This is a genomic window from Polaromonas vacuolata, from assembly GCF_012584515.1.
Taxonomy (GTDB): domain Bacteria; phylum Pseudomonadota; class Gammaproteobacteria; order Burkholderiales; family Burkholderiaceae_C; genus Polaromonas; species Polaromonas vacuolata.
This window is the reverse complement of the sequence record NZ_CP051461.1, coordinates 2,200,945-2,219,666: the sequence shown is the minus strand read 5'-3', so window position 1 is coordinate 2,219,666 and position 18,722 is coordinate 2,200,945. Positions and strand designations below refer to the sequence as shown.

Annotated in this window: 16 protein-coding genes; 3 read left to right on the top strand and 13 right to left on the bottom strand. The window is 51.0% G+C overall.

What is annotated here, in order from left to right:
* Positions 1–64: 64 nt before the first annotated feature.
* From HC248_RS10105 to HC248_RS10070, 9 genes are all read right to left on the bottom strand, one after another.
* Positions 65–1,351 (bottom strand): TRAP transporter large permease, encoded by a 1,287-nt coding sequence (locus tag HC248_RS10105; RefSeq protein ID WP_168922363.1) that lies wholly within the window; start codon positions 1,349–1,351, stop codon positions 65–67.
* The gene (locus HC248_RS10100; protein WP_168922362.1) at positions 1,351–1,875 is read right to left on the bottom strand and encodes a TRAP transporter small permease; all 525 of its coding nucleotides are present in this window, start codon (positions 1,873–1,875) and stop codon (positions 1,351–1,353) included. Before HC248_RS10100 ends, HC248_RS10105 begins: the two co-directional genes overlap by 1 nt.
* A 66-nt stretch (positions 1,876–1,941) precedes the next feature.
* Positions 1,942–2,952, bottom strand: a complete 1,011-nt coding sequence (locus HC248_RS10095; RefSeq protein ID WP_168922361.1) for a TRAP transporter substrate-binding protein — start codon at positions 2,950–2,952, stop codon at positions 1,942–1,944.
* Positions 2,953–3,565: 613 nt separating this feature from the next.
* Positions 3,566–5,035 (bottom strand): efflux transporter outer membrane subunit, encoded by a 1,470-nt coding sequence (locus HC248_RS10090; protein WP_168922360.1) that lies wholly within the window; start codon positions 5,033–5,035, stop codon positions 3,566–3,568.
* Positions 5,032–8,211, bottom strand: coding sequence for an efflux RND transporter permease subunit (locus HC248_RS10085; protein WP_168922359.1), 3,180 nt, complete (start codon positions 8,209–8,211; stop codon positions 5,032–5,034). The genes HC248_RS10090 and HC248_RS10085 overlap by 4 nt, the downstream gene beginning before the upstream one ends.
* Positions 8,212–8,223: 12 nt before the next feature.
* Positions 8,224–8,835 carry an efflux RND transporter periplasmic adaptor subunit gene (locus HC248_RS17835; protein ID WP_272953609.1) on the bottom strand — a complete coding sequence of 204 codons (612 nt, stop codon included), beginning with the start codon at positions 8,833–8,835 and terminating at the stop codon, positions 8,224–8,226.
* Positions 8,790–9,428, bottom strand: coding sequence for an efflux RND transporter periplasmic adaptor subunit (locus HC248_RS17830; protein WP_272953650.1), 639 nt, complete (start codon positions 9,426–9,428; stop codon positions 8,790–8,792). Before HC248_RS17830 ends, HC248_RS17835 begins: the two co-directional genes overlap by 46 nt.
* Positions 9,429–9,677: 249 nt before the next feature.
* Complete coding sequence (locus HC248_RS10075) at positions 9,678–11,003, bottom strand: MFS transporter (RefSeq protein WP_168922358.1); 1,326 nt, start codon at positions 11,001–11,003, stop codon at positions 9,678–9,680.
* A 69-nt stretch (positions 11,004–11,072) separates the two neighbouring features.
* The gene (locus HC248_RS10070) at positions 11,073–11,351 is read right to left on the bottom strand and encodes a metal-sensing transcriptional repressor (protein ID WP_168922357.1); all 279 of its coding nucleotides are present in this window, start codon (positions 11,349–11,351) and stop codon (positions 11,073–11,075) included.
* 60 nt (positions 11,352–11,411) lie between these two features.
* Between HC248_RS10070 and HC248_RS10065 the strand changes: the two genes are divergently transcribed.
* The 3 genes from HC248_RS10065 to HC248_RS10055 all read left to right on the top strand — a co-directional run bounded on the left by HC248_RS10065 (position 11,412) and on the right by HC248_RS10055 (position 13,332).
* Positions 11,412–11,831: a hypothetical protein gene (locus HC248_RS10065; RefSeq protein WP_168922356.1), complete on the top strand. Its 420-nt coding sequence runs from the start codon at positions 11,412–11,414 to the stop codon at positions 11,829–11,831.
* Positions 11,832–11,920: 89 nt separating this feature from the next.
* A complete protein-coding gene (locus HC248_RS10060) occupies positions 11,921–12,658 on the top strand; it encodes a HupE/UreJ family protein (protein WP_168922355.1) in 738 nt (245 codons plus the stop codon).
* A 17-nt stretch (positions 12,659–12,675) separates the two neighbouring features.
* The gene (locus HC248_RS10055; protein WP_168922354.1) at positions 12,676–13,332 is read left to right on the top strand and encodes a transmembrane anchor protein; all 657 of its coding nucleotides are present in this window, start codon (positions 12,676–12,678) and stop codon (positions 13,330–13,332) included.
* A 113-nt stretch (positions 13,333–13,445) separates the two neighbouring features.
* Here the strand turns inward: HC248_RS10055 and proX are convergent, their stop codons facing one another.
* From proX to HC248_RS10035, 4 genes are all read right to left on the bottom strand, one after another.
* A complete protein-coding gene (gene proX / locus HC248_RS10050; protein WP_238342809.1) occupies positions 13,446–14,417 on the bottom strand; it encodes a glycine betaine/L-proline ABC transporter substrate-binding protein ProX in 972 nt (323 codons plus the stop codon).
* 132 nt (positions 14,418–14,549) lie between these two features.
* The gene (gene proW, locus HC248_RS10045) at positions 14,550–15,722 is read right to left on the bottom strand and encodes a glycine betaine/L-proline ABC transporter permease ProW (protein WP_168922353.1); all 1,173 of its coding nucleotides are present in this window, start codon (positions 15,720–15,722) and stop codon (positions 14,550–14,552) included.
* 11 nt (positions 15,723–15,733) lie between these two features.
* Positions 15,734–16,948 (bottom strand): glycine betaine/L-proline ABC transporter ATP-binding protein ProV, encoded by a 1,215-nt coding sequence (gene proV, locus HC248_RS10040; protein ID WP_168922352.1) that lies wholly within the window; start codon positions 16,946–16,948, stop codon positions 15,734–15,736.
* 1,071 nt (positions 16,949–18,019) lie between these two features.
* Positions 18,020–18,709, bottom strand: coding sequence for a C40 family peptidase (locus HC248_RS10035; RefSeq protein WP_168922351.1), 690 nt, complete (start codon positions 18,707–18,709; stop codon positions 18,020–18,022).
* Between the last annotated feature and the right edge of the window lie 13 nt (positions 18,710–18,722).

Below are 18,722 nucleotides of genomic sequence, written 5' to 3'. Positions count from 1 at the left end.
GCTATTTGGCAGTTAATAGTCTTGCCGATAGTGGTCTAAATAAGGCCTAAAAATACATTAAAACCTAAGCAGCGCCAAAAATCATATTTGGCAACACCAGTGATATCCACGGCACGTAGGTGATGATCATGAGAAATGTCAGCAGCACGAGTAACCACGGCAGTACCGAACGTGTGACTTTGACCAAGCTCAAGCCTGACACACCACTGGTGACAAACAGATTGAGACCCACTGGCGGTGTCACCATACCAATCTCCATATTCACCACCATGATGATGCCTAGGTGAATCGGATCAATACCGAGTTTTGTTGCAATCGGAAAAAGTATCGGCGCAAGAATCAAGATGATACCGGTGGGCTCCATGAAGTTACCCGCGACCAAAAGTATCACGTTAACGACTAATAAAAACATCCACGGCGACATACCCATGGCCAATATTTGTTCCGCCATGACTTGCGGAATCCGCTCGGTTGTTAGCACGTGGGCGAACAGCAGGGCGTTAGCAACAATGAACATCAGCATGACTGTCGTCTTGGCGGAGTCTAGAAATACCGCTGGCAAATCGCGCAGGCCAATATCTTTATACACAAACAAGGCAATAAACAAAGCGTAAACCGCAGACACGGCCGCCGCTTCGGTGGGTGTGAACACGCCGCCGTAAATGCCGCCCATGATGATGACTAATAGCGCTAAGCCCCAAAACGAATCACGCAACGCAACCAGTACTTCGCGCTTGCTGGCCTTGATGGCCGGCGCGATATTGAGCTTGTCAGTGCGCCACCAGACCGCGACCATCAGCATCAAACTGAGCAGCAAGCCAGGAATCACACCGGCCATGAACATGCGGCCAACCGATACCTCAGTCACAGCAGCGTAGACCACCATCACGATAGACGGTGGAATCAAAATACCCAGCGTGCCAGCGGTGCAAATCACGCCCGCTGCAAACTCTTTTGGGTAGCCGTTTTTAACCATGCCAGCAATCACGATTGAACCAATCGCAACCACTGTAGCCGGGCTAGAACCTGAGACTGCCGCAAACAGCATACAGGCCAAAATTGACGCAATAGCCATACCGCCGCGCAAGTGACCAACGGCTGCCATAGCGAACCGCACCATGCGTTTTGCCACACCGCCGGTAGACATTAAGTTGCCTGCCAGTACGAAAAACGGAATCGCCATCAGGGTGTAGTGCTCGCTGGTCTCGAACATCTTGATCGTCATCGAGGCGAGTGAATCCTGAGAGAAAAAGAAAATCGTCAGCACGCTGGCAAATCCCAAGCTGATGGCTACCGGCATGCCTATCGCCATAAACAGGAATAGACAGGTAAATAAAATGAGTGTGTTCATTAGTCGTTGTCTTTTGATTTGAGTTTCATCGCGTCTGCAGCTTCGTCGGCGAGCTGCAAGTTATCAATTTTTCCGGTTATCAAGAGATAGAGAATTTGCAAAAAGCGCAATCCCACTAGCGCAAAACCAATCGGCATAATCATTAAAACTTTCCAGCGTTCGAGCGGCAAGTCATCAAATTCAATGCCGATTTCCATCATTTTGCTGACGTAAATGCCCGAGCCATACAGCATAAAACCGACATACACCAAGCACAGACAAACCGCTGCTATGGCTACTCGTCGGCGCTTTTTTTCAGATAATAAATTCACCAGTGCATCAACGCCAATATGCGCGCCAACCCTTACGCCGTAAGAAAGCCCGGTAAAAATCATGATGGCGAAAAAAATAGTGGTCACTTCAAGTGACCAAGAAAATCCGGTATTAAACACATAGCGTCTCACCACCTGCATAAAGGCTACGCCTGTCATGGCCAGCAGCATCAGGGATATGACCCACTCTTCAAGGCGGTCGATAATTTTCATCTTAGATTCCAAAAAACCCCGGACTTGCCGGGGTTCTGTTAGGTTGAAGTTAGCTTTTTTTGCGTGTTATTGGTTAGAGTTTTGCGCCGCCTTGATCAGGTCAGCACCAATTTCATCTTCGAACTTTTTCACCACCGGTGCCATGGCTTTGCGCCAAGCAGCTTTACTAGCGGGCGTCATTTCAACGACTTTGGCTTTATTGTCGGCAATAACTTTGGCTTTAAAAGCTTCGGCTTCTTTAATCGCGACTTGGTTACCAAATGCAATCGATTCTTTCATTGCTTGGCTCAGACCTTTTCTGATATCTGCTGGCAGACCGTTCCACCACTTGGTGTTGGTGATGACCATATAGTCGATCACACCGTGGTTGCTGTCTAAAATAAAGCCTTGGACTTCATGAAACTTCTTGCTGTAAATATTCGACCAAGTGTTTTCCTGACCATCTACTACGCCTGATTGAAGGGCTTGGTAGACCTCAGCAAAGGCAAGCTTTTGCGGGTTGGCACCAACGGCTTTAAATTGCGCTTCCAACACGTCAGAGGCCTGAATTCGAAACTTCATGCCCTTGGCATCTGCTGGCAAATTCATTGGCGCGGTGGTGGAGAAAACTTTCATGCCGTTGTGCAAATAGCCGAGTCCTGTGATGCCTTTTTTATTCATAGAATTAAGCAAGGACTGGCCGGACGGGCTGGCTTGAAAACGATCAACCGCTTGAATGTCATTGAACAAAAATGGCAGATCAAAAATCTGTAATTTCGGCGTGTATTTCCCGAATTTAGACAGCGATGGTGCAATGATTTGTACGTCACCCAAGGCCAGTGCTTCCATTTCTTTGCCGTCACCAAACAGCTGGCTGTTAGGGAAAACTTGAACAACTACTTTGCCTGGTAAAGCTTTTTCAGCAAGTTCTTTGAACTTTTGAGCGGCCTGGCCTTTTGGTGTTTGATCAGCCACGACATGGCTGTATTTAATGATGATGGGTGACTGAGCAGCTGCGCTTAGTGGCAGTGCAATAGATGCCGCGGCGATTGTGGCAATAGCAGCTGCCAGTATTTTGCGGCGTATATTTAATTTCATTTTTTTCCTAGTTTTTTAGTCTGGGTTTGCTTGCATTTCGCCTTGCGCTTTGCTGAGAGGCGGCAATACCCTAGGTGAGTAAGGAAAGAATTAGGGTAAAAACTGTTTAAAGCTTTTTCTCAAGACGCATCAAATCTTGTTAAAAAAGAGTTTTTTCTAGTACTTTTTAGAGATAACTTAAGATTTTTAATCTTTAGATTTAGAAACTTTACATAAAACAAATTTAAACACCATAAGGGACAACCCTTTTCATAATTCTTTTTTGTAAGAATTTTTGTTTTTAACTAAAGTCTTTAATTTAATTTTTTTACAATCACATGGGTGACAAATTTCGTCTTGAAAGATTTTTAAGACGTGAGATTTAACTGGTTTCTCGTAGCAACTCGTATCAATTTAATTGCAGCGATAGCTACTCTTTTTAGGGACTTGTTGACTTCATGTTGCGCTGCATTGATTTTTAATATCAGCGTTTTTGTTACGTTGGCCCAAGACTCCAGCATTCAATCTGGGCAAACAAACCTTAGCGCATGCGTTATTGCAAACGAAAAAAAACCGCTTAAGCAGCGGTTTTTGGTAGTGGTTTTTGAGCTGTTCAAGCAGGCCTTAATAATCCTCAGCCGCCACCCAGCACTTTGTAGAGTGTGATTCGATTTAGCTGCTCCGTCAGCACCAGTCCAATCAATGTTTGCTCAGCCGCATATACCGCACGCCTAGCGTCAAGCACGGGCAAAAAACTGTCACTGCCTAAACGGTATCTGGCCTCGGACAGCTTTAGCACTTGTTCGGTTGCTGCGACCAATGAGCGTTGAGCCGTCAATCGGCTCTCTAGCGTGGCTCGGTCGGCCAGTGCGTCGGCGGTTTCGCGGAAGGCTGTTTGTACGGTTTTTTCATATTTAGCCAGCAGGCTGTTGCGGTCTATTTGCGCGATGTCTAAATTTGCACGATTGCGGCCTGCATCAAAAATGGGCAGGCGTATTTGTGGCAAAAAGCTCCAGCTACTGCTGCCGCTAGCAAACAAATTGGACAGGCTAGAACTGCTGCTGCCCGCAGTTGCCGTTAGCGTGATGCTGGGAAAGAACGCTGCCCGCGCCGCACCTATGTTGGCGTAACTTGCGCGCAGTGCAAACTCAGCCGCTTGTACATCCGGTCGGTTTTGCAGCCGTGTAGAGGGCAAGTTGACCGGCACGTCTAATAACAACGATGCAGTTTTGGCTTGCTGTCTAGGTGCACTATCTGCCCGGATTGGTTCTGCTACTGCGCCGTCTGGCAGCAACCTCTCTGGCATGGTCGCGCCTATGAGCAAGGCCAGTAGATTGCGGTCGCGGGCGAACAAACTGGTGAAGCTGCCCACATCAACACGCGCAGCGTCAACCGTGGTTTGCGCCTGCGCTAGGGCGAGACCGGACGTTGCGCCCAGCTCAAAGCTGCGCTTAGACAGCTCGTAAGCGCGGCTTAAATTCTCCAAGGTGTTGTTGGCCAGTTGTAGTCGGCGTCCGTCTGCGTCTAAGGTGAGCCAAGCGTTGACGACTTCGGCAACTAAGCTTAGCTGCACACTGCGGCGGTTTTCTGTGATGCTAAAAAACTGCTGTAGCGCCGCATCGTTGAGGTTTCGCACACGCGAGAAAAAATCAATTTCATAGCTGGTAATACCCAGCTCCGCCGTGTATTGGCGGCGTACGCCGGTCTGCGCGTTGCTGTTATTGCTCGTTTGCGAGCCAGCGTTGCTGCTGTTGCCTTCGCCGGTTGCCGTCAGTGTGGGGAATAAGTCTGCGCGTGAGATACTGTATTGCGCGCGCGCTTTGCTAATGGCAAGCACGGCGACACGCAGGTCGCGATTGTTTTCTAGTGTCAGGGCAACTACTTCGCGCAGGCGTTGCTCTTGCAGAAAATCATTCCAGCTCAAAGCCGGTGTCTGGATTTCTGGAGTGCTTGGCGTTGTGTTTGTCGAATCTAGCGTTGCGGGAACTGGTAGCGCTGGACGTTGATAGTCGGGTGCGAGATTCGCGCAACCGGCCACTAAGGCAATGGCGCTCAGTGCGGCTACACGAAAGCTCAGCGTTTTAAATCTGTGGCTTGGCTTCATTGCGCACTTTCTGAATTGGGTTTTATTGGCTGGTTTTCATCAATTTGCTTTTTGGCTTCTTTACGTTTGGCAAAAAAGTTGCGAATGACAAAGAAGAAAACTGGCACAAAGAAAATCCCTAACGCAGTGGAAAACATCATGCCACCTAGTACTGCTGTGCCAATCGCTTGGCGTCCGCCAGCGCCTGCGCCAGTGCCAATGGCCAGCGGCAACACACCAAAGCCAAATGCTAATGACGTCATCAATATGGGCCTGAGCCTGAGCCTGACGGCTTCCAGCGTAGCGTCTAAAACGCTTTTACCTTGGGCTTGCAATTGCGTGGCGAACTCAACAATCAATATGGCATTTTTAGACGCCAGTCCCACGGTGGTTAAAAGTCCTACTTGGAAGTAAACGTCGTTCGATAGCCCTCGCGTTCCGGTAAATATCAGCGCACCGATCACGCCTAGTGGCACGGCCAAAATGACCGACATAGGCACTGACCAGCTCTCATACAAAGCGGCTAAACAAAGGAAAACAAAGAGTATGGATATGGCGTAGAGCAGCGGTGCTTGCGCGCCCGACAAACGTTCTTGATAGGACGCACCAGTCCACTCGTAGCCAATGCCGTTAGGCAGCTCTTTAATCATTGCTTCGATGGCATCCATTGCCACACCAGAACTCACCCCGGGAGCTGCATCGCCAATGAATTCGTAGCTAGGACTGCCGTTGTAGCGGCGCAGCTCGGGGGAGCCCATGGTCCATTCGGTCTTACTAAATGAAGCGAAAGAAACCATCTGGCCTTGGTTGTTGCGCACCATCCACTGACCTATGTCCTTGGGCAGCATGCGGTAGGGCGCATCGGCCTGCATATAGACCCGTTTGACTCGGCCATTGTTGAGGAAGTCGTTGATGTAAACGCCGCCTAATGCGCTCGACAAGACGTTGTTGACATCGCTGGCTGAAAGGCCAAGTGCGGCGGCTTTGCGGTCATCCACTACAACGCTCAGTTGGGCCGTATCGTCCAAGTTATTGGTGCGCAAATTATCCATTTCTGGCCGACTCAATGAGAGTGCTAAAAGCTTGTCTTTAGCGGCGATTAATGCGGCATGACCCAAGCCGTTTAAGTCTTTTAGCTGAAAGTTAAAGCCCGCATTGGCGCCCAATCCGCGTACCGCTGGGGGCAGTTGCACATAAATGCGTGCATCCCGTATGTAGGCCAAATCTTGCGTGGCTTTGCGCGCAATCGCACCGGCTTTTTGTTCCGGCCGGGTACGCTCGCTCCAATCAGTTAAGCGCACGAAACCACGGGCTGAACTTTGGTCGCCGCTCAGTCCTGTGAGGGAGTTAAAGCTAATCACATCTGGCTGCTTGGCCATATAGGCTTGCACTTCGGCCATGACTATTTGCAAGCGTGCGTCTGCAGCGCCTGAGGGCAGGGAGATGCGAACTTGCATAAAGCCCTGGTCTTCATTGGGCAGAAACGATGTCGGCAAGCGCGCAAACATCAGCGCCATCGCGCCGCACAGCAGCACAAAGGCCAGCAGCATGTATTTTCTGCCGCGTATGGCTTTGCTCACCCCGTTTTGGTAGCGGTCTGCGTTGCGGTCAAAGTGCTTGTTAAACCAATGAAAAAATCTATCTTGCAGGCCGATTAAACCTTTGCGTGCCGCTTGCTTATGGTGCTCGCCTTTTTTAATCGGTTTGAGAAAAGTCGCGCACATCGCTGGTGTAAGCGTTAGCGCAACCAGCACGGACAGCGCCATAGCGGAGACAATCGTGACCGAAAATTGCCGATAAATCACACCAGTTGAACCGCCAAAAAAGGCCATTGGAATAAACACCGCGGACAGAGTCAGTGCAATGCCGACCAATGCGGGCGTGATCTCACTCATGGATTTTCGGGTTGCCTCTTTGGGCGACAAGCCTTCGGTATTCATCACCCGCTCGACGTTTTCCACAACCACGATGGCATCATCGACTAGCAAACCAATAGACAGCACAAGTGCAAACATGGTCAGTGCGTTGATTGAGTAACCGGCAATCGACAACACCCCTAGCGTGCCCAAGAGCACGACGGGAACGGTAATCGCAGGAATCAAAGTGGCGCGAAAGTTTTGCAGGAATAAAAACATCACCACAACCACCAAAATCATGGCTTCGACCAGCGTCTTAAACACTTCTTTGGTAGAGGCCCGCACAAACGGCGTGGAATCCGAGCTGATGAATGACGTTAACCCGTACGGGAAATAAGGCTCTAGTTCCGCCACTTTGGCGTTGATGGCATCGGCTACTCGGGTTGCGTTTGCACCATCTGCCAACACAATGCCCATGCCAGCGCCGACCTTGCCGTTCAGGCGTGAGGAGCGCGACATGTTGTCGCCGCCAAGTTCAACTCTAGCCACATCTTTGAGCAGCACAACAGCGCCATCGGGGCTGGATTTAAGCAGTACGTTATTGAATTGTTCAACCGTCTTGAGCTGGCTGCGCGCCGTAATCGAGGCGTTAAGTTGCTGACCTTCAATAGCGGGCAATGTGCCGAGCTGGCCGGCTGAAACTTGGGTATTTTGGGCGTTGATAGCGCTGGTAATATCCGACGGCATTAGCGCAAATTTTTCTAGTTTTGCGGGGTCTAGCCATATCCGCATGGCATAGTTGGTGCCGAATAATTGCACGTCGCCGACACCGGGAACGCGGCCAATCACATCGATGAGATTGCTTTGCAGATAGTCGCCAATATCAACTTGGCTAACGCTGGGGTCGGGCGAGGTGAAGGTAAACACCATCAACCAATCAGAGCCGCCCTTGGTGACACTCACACCGCGGCTTTGCACCGCTTCTGGCAGGCGCGATAAAGCTTGTTGTAGTTTGTTTTGTACCTGTACTTGGGCTACGTCGATGTTGGTGCCGGGGTTAAAGGTAAGCGTCGTGCGGGAACGGCCCGAGGCATCACTGTTCGATTCGACATACAGCAAGTTATCCAAGCCCTTGAGCTGCTGCTCAATCACTTGAGAGGCTGACGCTTCAATCGTCTCGGCTGAAGCGCCGGTATAGGTGGCGCTAATCGAGACCCTGGGCGGCGCGATGTCCGGGTATTGCTCTAGCGGCAAGGTGCTGATGGACAAGGCCCCCGCGAGCATGATGATGATGGCCAGCACCCACGCAAAGATAGGTCTGTCGATAAAAAAATGTGCCATGAAAAAGCCCTTTTAGCGCTGGGCTGTGGTCGATGAAGCGGCCGCTATTGGCGCTGTCGAGGTTGCCGGTGCAGCGCCCTTAGCAGGCTCAGCCTTTTCGCCGGCTAACTGCGCCAGCGTCAGTACCACCGGCTTGACCGTGTCACCCGCTGTGATGCGTTGCAGTCCGTCAACAATCACCCGCTCACCTTGGGCCAAACCATGGGTTACCAGCCAGCGGTTACCCACTGCTTGATCGATTTGAATCGCCCGACGCTCGACCTTGTTATCACTACCGACTACAAGAACAGTCGCTTTGCCGCTCGCCTCCCGGGTCACGCTTTGCTGTGGTGTGAGTATGGCCTGCTCGTTCACTCCGGCCTCCAGCATGGCCCGCACATACATGCCAGGCATTAACAAACCATTCGGGTTCGGCACAAGCGCACGCAGCGTGACGGTGCCGGTGCTGGTGTTGACATTCACACCGCTGAACTTGAGTTTGCCTTTTTGCGCGTAAGTGCTGCCGTCTTCCAAGATCAAGGTGATGTTGGCTTCGGCTTGCTCGCTGCCCTTGATCAGGCCGCGTGCCTTATCGGTTTTTAGTTGCAGTAGTTCGGTGCTGGACTGGGTGATATCGACATACATCGGATCGAGTTGCAGCACTGTAGTGAGTGCCGCGCCGATTGATTCGCTGTGACCAAAGCGCCTGGCGTGACGCTAGAGGTAGTTATGCGCCCATTAATTGGCGCGACTATGCGGGTATAGGCCAAATTAATACGCGCGCTGTCTAACGCCGCCTTGGCCACGGCAAGGTCTGAAGTGGCCAGCAACATCAGTGCTTGGCTATCATCCGCCAACTGCTGGCTAATCGCATTGATCTTGACTAGCTCTGCATTGCGGTTGGCATTTCTTTTTGCTGCGCTCAAGGCGGCCTCAGAGCGAGTCAGCAAGGCCTGTGCATTAGCCTGTGCAGCGAGATAGCTGGCGTTATCGAGTTGATACAACAACTGACCGGTTTTGACCTGGGCGCCTTCAGTAAACGGACGTTGCTCGATGATGCCGCCTACTTGCGGGCGAATCTCGGCAGTGAGAAAAGCGCTGGTTCGTCCGGGTAATTCGTTGGTGACGATTTGGCGTTCTGGCTGCATCGTCACTACACCGACTTCAGTGGGTGGCTTGACGGCTGGTGCTTCAGACTTGCCTGAGCATGCCGTTAGTAATGTGCTCAGGCAAAGCATGGTCAACAAAGTTGACTTTGCGTGTGGCCAAGCATGGCTCATTTTTTTAAAGTCGATAGATCCAGTCACTAAATATGATGAATAAATACTGCGCTGCGCAGGACTGAAAATGCATAAGAAAGGGGTGTTCAAAAGATGCCTTTGGGGTTGAAGCATTCTTACCTTTTTAAACGCGCTCAGTCGGTTACATGTTATTAATTAGACAAGGGAGAAGGTGGCTTAAATTTGAATCAAAAATGCACTTAAATATTAATGACCTGTACTCGGCCAATGCAGGTGGTCGTCATCAATCACAAAAGCATGGGTGTGGTGTAAATCTTGGCCGGTTGCAGGTTCACCTGTTACATGTGGATGGCAAACCGCAAGATTAGGGTGTACATGCGTCAGTACATCGGGATCAAAAGGCGGCCATATTTTTAAAGCTAAGCCGACAGCCAATGCAGTTGAACAGCCTAGTACCGCAAAGCTTAAAGGCATGCCAAAGTGAGAGCCCAACCAGCCGGCCAAAGGATAAAACAGCAACCAACAAGCATGTGACAGGGCAAACTGCGCGGCAAACAGTGATGGCCGATCTTCTGGATTGGCTGAGCGACGTAACAATCGCCCCGAAGGTGTTTGGGCACTGGCAAACGCCAAGCCAAGTACAAACCACAAGGCCATTAATGCGTTTTGTCCCGTCACCCAAACGCCCGCGAACATGCCCACAACCAACATAACAATAGCGCTGAGCATTACCGACCTGTCTGTCAGCTTAGCCAATAGGCTGGGTAGCGCCAGCGCAGTAATCATGGAGCCCGCACCAAAACTCGCCAAGGTCAGCGCTACTGCGTTTTGGCTTAAACCCAGCTGGCCTTGGACAATCACCACGGTGTTGACAAACACCATTGAGCCCGCTGCTGCCACCGCCAAATTCACAGCCAGCAAACCGCGCAGCCTGGGTGTGGCTAAATAAATGCGTAGCCCGCGCGTGGTGCGCTGGTAAATGCTGCGGCGCTGCGGCACGGCTTGTTGCGGTAGCCGGGCCGACACGACCAATACGGCGGAGAGTAAAAACCCCAGCACCGTGCCAGCAAACAAATTGTGAAAACTGATCACCGACAGCAAGGCTGCGGCTAGTAGGGGGCTGACTAAGTTCTCCATGTCATAGGCTAAGCGTGATAGCGACAAAGCTTTGGTGTAGTCATCTTCCCGCGGCAACACCTCTGGAATAGTGGCTTGAAAAGCCGGCGTAAATGCTGCTGAGGCCGCCTGCAAGACAAAAATGAGCAGGTAAATTTCCCAGATCTGGGTGACGAACGGCAGAAACAGTGCTACTGCTGCTCTGATTAAATCCAAACTGACCAATATGGCTCGCCTTGGCAAGCGCTCGGCAAATGCGGCGGCGATAGGTGCGACGCCAACATAGGCAATCATTTTGATAGCCAATGCCGTTCCCAAGACTACGCCGGCGTCATTGCCGGCTAGATCAAAAGCTAGCAAGCCTAGTGCGACTGTGGCTAGGCCAGTTCCTATCAATGCAATGACTTGAGCGGCAAATAAATGGCGATAGGTTTGGTTGGCGAAGATGCTCAGCATGTTGTGTCTTTCGCTCTCAAGCCAAGCGTCTTGGCTGAAATAGTGTGTGCTGGCCTGTCATAAACAACTTTATAAGTAGCGCGTGATTTCTTTGAATTCGTCCATGGCGTGCCTTTGATCTCCACCAAGCGGGCCGACTAAGCCTTCAAGACAATGGTCTAAATGGTCTTGGATTAAAGCTTTTTTCGCCTGTTGAACGGCTTTTTCTACGGCTTGTAATTGCTGCGCAACATCCAGACAAGAGCGACCCGCCATCAGCATTTCTATGGTGCTGGCGAGATGGCCATTGGCTCTTTTAAGACGTTTGATGATGGCCGGATGCGAGGCATGTATGTGGGCTTGAGTCATTCTGGATATTATCCTCCCTAGGGGGATGCGATAATAGCTGACTTGCTACCAAACAACCACATGACCTTACGCCTCCACCCGAAAACCTTAACCAGCGTGACCACGTTGAGCCAAAGGTGGATGGTGTTAGTGGTGATCATGCTCGGTGTGATGCTGTCCTCGGTTGGAATGACTAACTCTCACGGCATTGCCTCGATTGCTGCATTGCATGAAGCCGCGCCTTCATTGCTGGTTGTGGCACAAGATCATGCACACGAGCATTCGCATGACTATGCAGACCACGACGAGGTTATGTCGGTGGCCGAGCAAGACTTGGGCAGTGATCATCCGCATCACGACTTAGACCATTCCCACGATACGGCCGCCCATCTGCCCCAAGCCTTGCGCGCATCATTAGCGCCGCGCTTGAGTTGGGACGCGCTGGTGCTTGGGATGAATACAGACCAATCCTTTAGGCGCTATCGCCCACCCATGGGCTGAACCGCATTTAGTCGACAACTTCGCTCGCGCCACATTAAGTCTGGCGCAGCGCATTCATTTTTTTCTCTTTTCAGACCACTGGAGTCTTTATGCACAAGCTTGTCTCAAGCAGGTTGCCGCGCTCACCCTGGGCGTCATGGCAGACCCGGCTATTAATTCTTTCGATACTTTTTATTGGCCTTTTTATAGGCAGTATTGATGCATTTGCACATGCTGTAACGGCTGGCGACAAAGGTTATATCCAAGAGATTTCGGGCATTAATTTATTGCCTTTTATGTACTTGGGAGCCAAGCACATGATGACGGGATACGACCATATCTTGTTTCTTTTTGGGGTAATCTTTTTTCTCTATCGACTTCAACACATAGGCGTTTATGTGAGCCTGTTTGCCTTGGGTCACTCCACCACCATGATTTTGGGTGTGTATTTCAATCTCGGCATCAACAGCTACGTGATTGACGCCATCATTGGTTTATCGGTCGTCTACAAGGCTCTGGACAACTTAGGCGCATTCCAGCGCTGGTTTGGCTTTCAGCCCAACACCAAAGTTGCCACCTTGGTGTTTGGTCTGTTTCATGGTTTTGGACTGGCCAGCAAGATTCTTGAGTATGAGATCTCTGCCGACGGCTTGGTGCCTAACCTGATCGCCTTTAATGTGGGCGTAGAAATAGGCCAGTTGCTGGCACTCTCGGTGATCTTGATTGGTATGGGCTACTGGCGCCGCACGCTTAGTTTTGCCCGTCACGCCTACACCGCCAACGTCGCCATGATGAGCGCCGGTTTTGTTTTGGTGGGCATGCAGCTCACCGGCTTTTTTGTCTCTTGAACCTCCAAGGAAATTTTATGTACAACAGTGATACCCCTTTGCGGGCCGAACTTCCTTCAAGCCAAAAGCTTTTTAAATCCACGATTTTTGCAGCTATTGCGGCATTAGCTCTCTTAGTTGCCGTGGTTTTACCAGCTGAATACGGGATTGATCCGACTGGTGTTGGTCGGGTTTTGCGAATGACGGATATGGGCGAAGTCAAGCAGCAACTCGCGTCTGAATCTGCCGCCGATTCTGCTGCAACCTTAGCGGCATCGCCAGAGATCAAAACAATGGGCATGGAGCCTGCCAATACAAAACAAATGGCTAAGAAAGCAGCAGTTGAAGTTGTCAAAGCACTTGAGCCAGCGCCTGTGCCGAATGTGCAGTGGCGGGATGAAATTCCCTTTACCTTAACGCCCGGTCAAGGACTGGAGATCAAAATGAAAATGCTAGCCGGTGGCAAAGCGCAATACGCTTGGGTTGTGACGGGTGGCGACGTTAATTTCGATACCCATGGCGACGCTTTAGGCAAGTCGATTAGCTATGAAAAAGGTCGCAGTGTCGCTTCAGATGCGGGTGTGTTGGAAGCTGCCTTCACGGGTAATCACGGCTGGTTTTGGCGCAATCGAGGCAAAACAGATGTTCAAGTGATGTTGCGTACCCGCGGCGACTACAGCGAGATTAAACAATAAAGCTCGTCCGGCTCAACCTTCTCCAACCTCTTAATGGAGGTTGTAGCGGTCAAGCCTTGGACGAGCTTTTCTGGTCTTATGCACGGCTATCTAGCCAGGCATGAGGCTCAGTCTTACTTGGCGGCAGCCAGTGACTGTGCAATCCAGCTGTCAAACGTCTTTTGATGGCCTTTAATCCAAGCATCGGTGTGACGCTCCATATCTTGCTGGCTGTTTTCACCGGCTTGCATGCGCTGGTTTTGCGCATTGATATCGGCAATCGGCAATGAAATGACAGAGAACAGTTTGGCGGCGGCGGGGTTCTTATCGGTAAACGCCTTGTTCGCAACAATGTGTTGGTTGTTCAGCGTAAAGCCGTAGTTTTTACCGTTCGGCAATTTGGTATCTAACTTAGCCTGCTCGCCGGGTAGTGAAGAGAAGGGCACTTCAAGCCAAACCACTTCTTTGCCCGGGCGCAATACGCCGCTGACCCAGTACGGTGTCCAGGTGTAGTACAGAACGGGTTGACCGGCCTTAAAGCGGGTAATGATGTCGGCCATCAATGCGGAGTAAGTACCCTGAGCATGTGACACGGTGTCGCGCAATTTGAAGGCGGTGAGCTGATGCTCAATCACGACTTCGCAGCCCCAGCCCGGATTGCAGCCCACTAAGTCGGCTTTGCCGTCACCGGTGGAGTCAAATAGCTTGGCTATTTTGGGATCCTTAAGCTGACCGATGTTGGTGATTTTGTATTTGTCAGCGGTTTTTTTGTCGATCAGATAACCCTGAGCGGCATTGCTGGATAACACGCCTTTACGGTATAGCTTGTCTGCACCGCCTGCGTTCTTATAAAAGTCAGCATGCAGTGGGTCCCAATGGTCGGCAATAAAGGTGGCGTCGCCGTTGGCTACTGCTATGTGGCTAGTTGCAGCTTCGATTTCTCTGATCGGCTGAACGTCATAGCCCAGTTTTGCCAGCGCGCGGTTAACCAGCAGTGTTTGAAAAGTTTCTTCCGCAATAGCGCCTTGCAGACCTTGAACTTTAATGCCCTTACCAGGCAGGCTGTCAGCCGCTTGAGCGCTGATGCCGACTAGACCAAAAGCCAATAGGCTGGTGGCAAGAAAAGTGCGTGTGAAATTAATTGTTTTTTTCAATTGGTCTCTCCCTTGAGTTGAAATAAAACGCGTGCAATTAGCTGCACGCGTTGTTGTCTGCTTTTGTAAAACGGTTTAGATGTTTTAAACGCTGGACTTGCTAGCAGACGCTTTTTTGTCGGCTGGCTGAACCAGACGCAAGACAAAACCTGCAGGACCACCTTCATACCAATGGTGATTACCACGACCAGTTTTGCCCAAAGACTGGGTAATACGGTCTAGCGTAATGGCCATCAGCACAATGCCCAGACCGCCTACGGTAGCCAGTCCCATATCCAAACGACCAATACCGCGCAGCACCATCTGACCTAGACCACCGACGGCAATCATGGATGCAATCACCACCATTGACAGCGACAACATCAGGGTTTGGTTCACGCCAGCCATGATGGATGGCATGGCCAACGGCAACTGCACTTTGACCAGCATTTGCATAGGTGACGCACCATAGGCACGCGCCGCTTCAATCAGGTCAGGTCTAACTTGGCGTATGCCTAAGTTAGTTAAGCGAATCAGCGGTGGCAATGCAAAGATGATGGTCACGATCACACCGGGCACATTGCCAATACCAAACAGCATCACCACAGGCACTAAGTAGACGAAGGCTGGTGTGGTCTGCATAGCGTCGAGAACTGGGCGTGTGATGCTTTGTGCGCGGTCACTACTGGCCAGCAAAATACCCACAGGCAGACCTACGACTAAGCAAAACGCCAGCGCAGTGAGCACCAGCGACAGCGTGACCATGGCTTCTGGCCAGATGCCAAGCATGGCGACCAGCAGCAGCGAGATGACCGCGCCAAGCGCAATCGCACGACCAGCGAACTGCCAAGCCAAAATACCTATTAAGGCGATCATTGCCAACGTAGGTACGCTTTGCAGCAGACCTTCGACATTGGTTAGCAAGCTGTCAATTGGCGTGCGTATGGTTTGAAAGACTGGCCGAAAATTATCCACCACCCAATCCAGACCGCTATTAATCCAGTCTTCTACGGGTAAAGAGCCATCCCACAATTGTTGAATTTGAAAGCCACTTACTGCATCTGGCGCTGCGGCCGGTGCATTAAGCCAACTATCAGTTGCTGGGGTGGATGGCTGCGCTGCTGTTGCCCATGCGTCAACCGGTGCTGCAGCGGCTTGCGATGCGGCAGGCAGTGCGCCCTCAATTGGCATACCCCATGCGTCTAATGCGGGTGAAGCCGGCGCAGTACTAGCTGCGGTTATGGCGGTGTCGTAAACGTTGTTCTGATGTGTAGTCATGTGTGTCGTTCTTAGTTGGCAGGCACGGCTGGCGTGTCGCGGTCAAGGAATTTGAGCAAGATGGTCTTGCTGATGGCGCCGTGAAAGCGGCCGTCCAGAGCAACCACAGGGACGGGGTAAGGGCATTGAGCAACCTGGCCGTACAAATCGTTAACCACGGTGTCCATAGCAATCGGCTCTACATCTGGCAAGTAGGCCAGGGATAGGCCTAGTGGGCCAACATGGCCCTCAAGCGCTGCGCGCAGCGAGTCAACAGAAACCACACCCATGTACTGTTGGGCTGGGCTCACCACAAAGGCGAACTGGCGGTCTTGCTCTTCCAGCATTTTGAGCGCGGCGCGTGCGCCTTTTTGTGCGTTTTCCGACACGATGATCTGGCTTTTACGCGCAATATCACCGGCCTTGAAAACCGCCGAAGCATCGACACCGCGCACAAAGCTGCGCACATAGTCGTCGGCTGGGTTACGCAAGATTTCGTCTGGCGTACCGACTTGAACGACCACACCGTCTTTCATGATGGCGACTCTGTCGCCAATGCGCATGGCTTCGTCAAGATCATGCGAGATAAAAATGATGGTGCGGCGTTTGACGGTTTGAAAGCGCAGCAACTCCGACTGCATCTCGGTGCGAATGATAGGGTCGAGTGCCGAGAAGGCTTCGTCCATCAGCAGAATCGAAGGATCGGACGCTAATGCTCGGGCCAAACCTACACGCTGTTGCATACCGCCTGAGAGTTCGTCCGGATAGCTAGCGCCCCAAGCGGACAAGCCAACTTGTTCTAAAGCTGTCTCGGCCTGCGCATGGCGCTGTTTTCGGCTCATACCGGCGAGCTCCAAACCGAGTGCTGTGTTGTCCAGCACCGTCATGTGCGGCATTAAGGCAAAGGACTGAAACACCATGCTGATGTCTTTACGGCGCAAGTCGCGCAGCTTAGAGTCTTTAAGTTTGTTGATGTCCACACCGTCAACCAAGATGCGACCCGAGGTCGGCTCAATTAACAAGTTAAGCATGCGAACAAGCGTAGATTTCCCAGAGCCGGACAGACCCATGACCACGAAAATCTCGCCGGGCTCTATCGTCAAGCTGACGTCGAAGACGCCGACTGAACTGCCGGTTTGGGCCAGAATGTCTTCCTTGGATACGCCTTTGTAAGCTAGATCAATAGCTGCTTGCGGCTGCTTGCCGAAAACCTTGAATACTTTTTCGATAATGATTTGTTTAGCCACTCTGAAATCTCTCTTCTCTACTTGTCTTGGGTGGGGACAGCACAAGGCGACATGGCCGACGTACTGACGAATTAATGTGACAAAGGGGTTGCCCCGGCAGCTATGCCATTAGCAAATTTAAGCACTCGGTAGTTTTAAAAAATGACAGTTTTGCGCTGGCGCTGCTAGGTTGCAATTGCGCTAACAGGCGACTTTTAATGGATTTGTCGGCTGGCAAAAAGTCTCGTCGTGAGCTTTATTCAAGCTCAATTTAGCTTTGTCTGAAGTAGATCTGTCGATAACAGTGTCTTCAGTTTTAGCCAAAAATGATTATCAATCTTATGTTTAGTAACACTTGTCAGACAATGCCGACTATGTGTATTCAATTGTAAGTATAACGCAAGGATCTTGTCTTTAATAATCTACTGTGAGAGGGGGGTGTTCGTCGCTTAATGTGCTCAGTTCTTGAGATGTTGGCTAAGGCCTTAAGGTTGTGGCTATTTAGACTTACCGTTTTGTTTTGCCTAGGTTTTGAATTTACTTAAGACCTGACTCCTGACTCCAGCCGCTTGTCGCGTAATGCCTTGTGCCTCTTACATCTCGTCCGTTCGGTCAAGAAAACTCAAGGGCAGTCAGCTCTGGTGCAGCATAGGCAATCCTTAATGCCAGCACATTACGCATACAGTTTCATGGCTTGCGCTGGAGTGCAAGCATTGTCTTTTGTTAATGTCGATAAATTGAGTAACTATTCAGACGACCTTGCCGGTCTGCATTTTTGCGTTGTATGTCCAAGCTTGTAATACCTATGCTGGCTCGACCTTTGCGGCAGAAGCAGTGCGTAAAAACACCCAAGCATTGTCTTGGCGTCGTTAGTCTGGGAGACGCGAGTACCGCGAGTTTCGCGACTGTCACCAGTGCCAAAGTTTTGCGGTCGTGCGCCAGATTTTTCTCGGTGTTGAGTCGTTAAATGTGAACTTTACCCAACCGCAAGCGAGCTTTTAGACTTTTAACTGCGCCAGTCCTGTGAAATTGACTCGGCGCATTTCAGAACAGACCGTCCGAATCACAACACTGTCGTCTGTTTTTTCTGGACTAGTTCTTGAGGTGAATCGACGCCGGCGTAGCTTGCGGCATTTGCGCTTGCAGCTGCAGTCTGTAAGCTTTTAGTGCGGCTAGCGCACTGGCTGCGAGCGCTGGTTTTTCTGGCCTATCTGATTTGTCAGCGCTGTTTGTTGCGCCGTCATCCAAGCTCTCGCTGAGTACTCGCCGTGCGCCGTCAAAGCGACCACGCCAGTAGGCAATCGACATGCTTTCTACACGCACTTCGGCACCAGGCCTTGGGGCATGTATGAATTTGCCGTCGCCGATATAGATGCCCACATGGCTGAAGGCGCGCCGCATGGTGTTGAAAAACACCAAGTCACCGGGTTGCAAATCGCTTTTTTCTATGTTTTGAGTTGCCGCGGCTTGCTGCTCGGCACGGCGGGGCAATATCAAACCTATGCTTTGCTCGTATATCGCGCGTACAAAGCCGCTGCAATCAAAACCGGTTTCTGCTGAATTTCCGCCGCGACGGTACGGCACACCGAGCAAATCAATCGCGTTAGCGACCAATTGCGTCGCTTGTTTACCTACGTTTTGACCAACTTGGCTAATTTGTGTCAGAAGGCCTTTGTCGTTTGCTGCTTTGTCATACTCCTCACTGGCTACTACTGGCAGTGCGTACACACTGGTTGACAACAAAAGTGCGGTCAGAAGAATGGCAGTAACTTTTTTAGGCATGAGCCGCAGGATA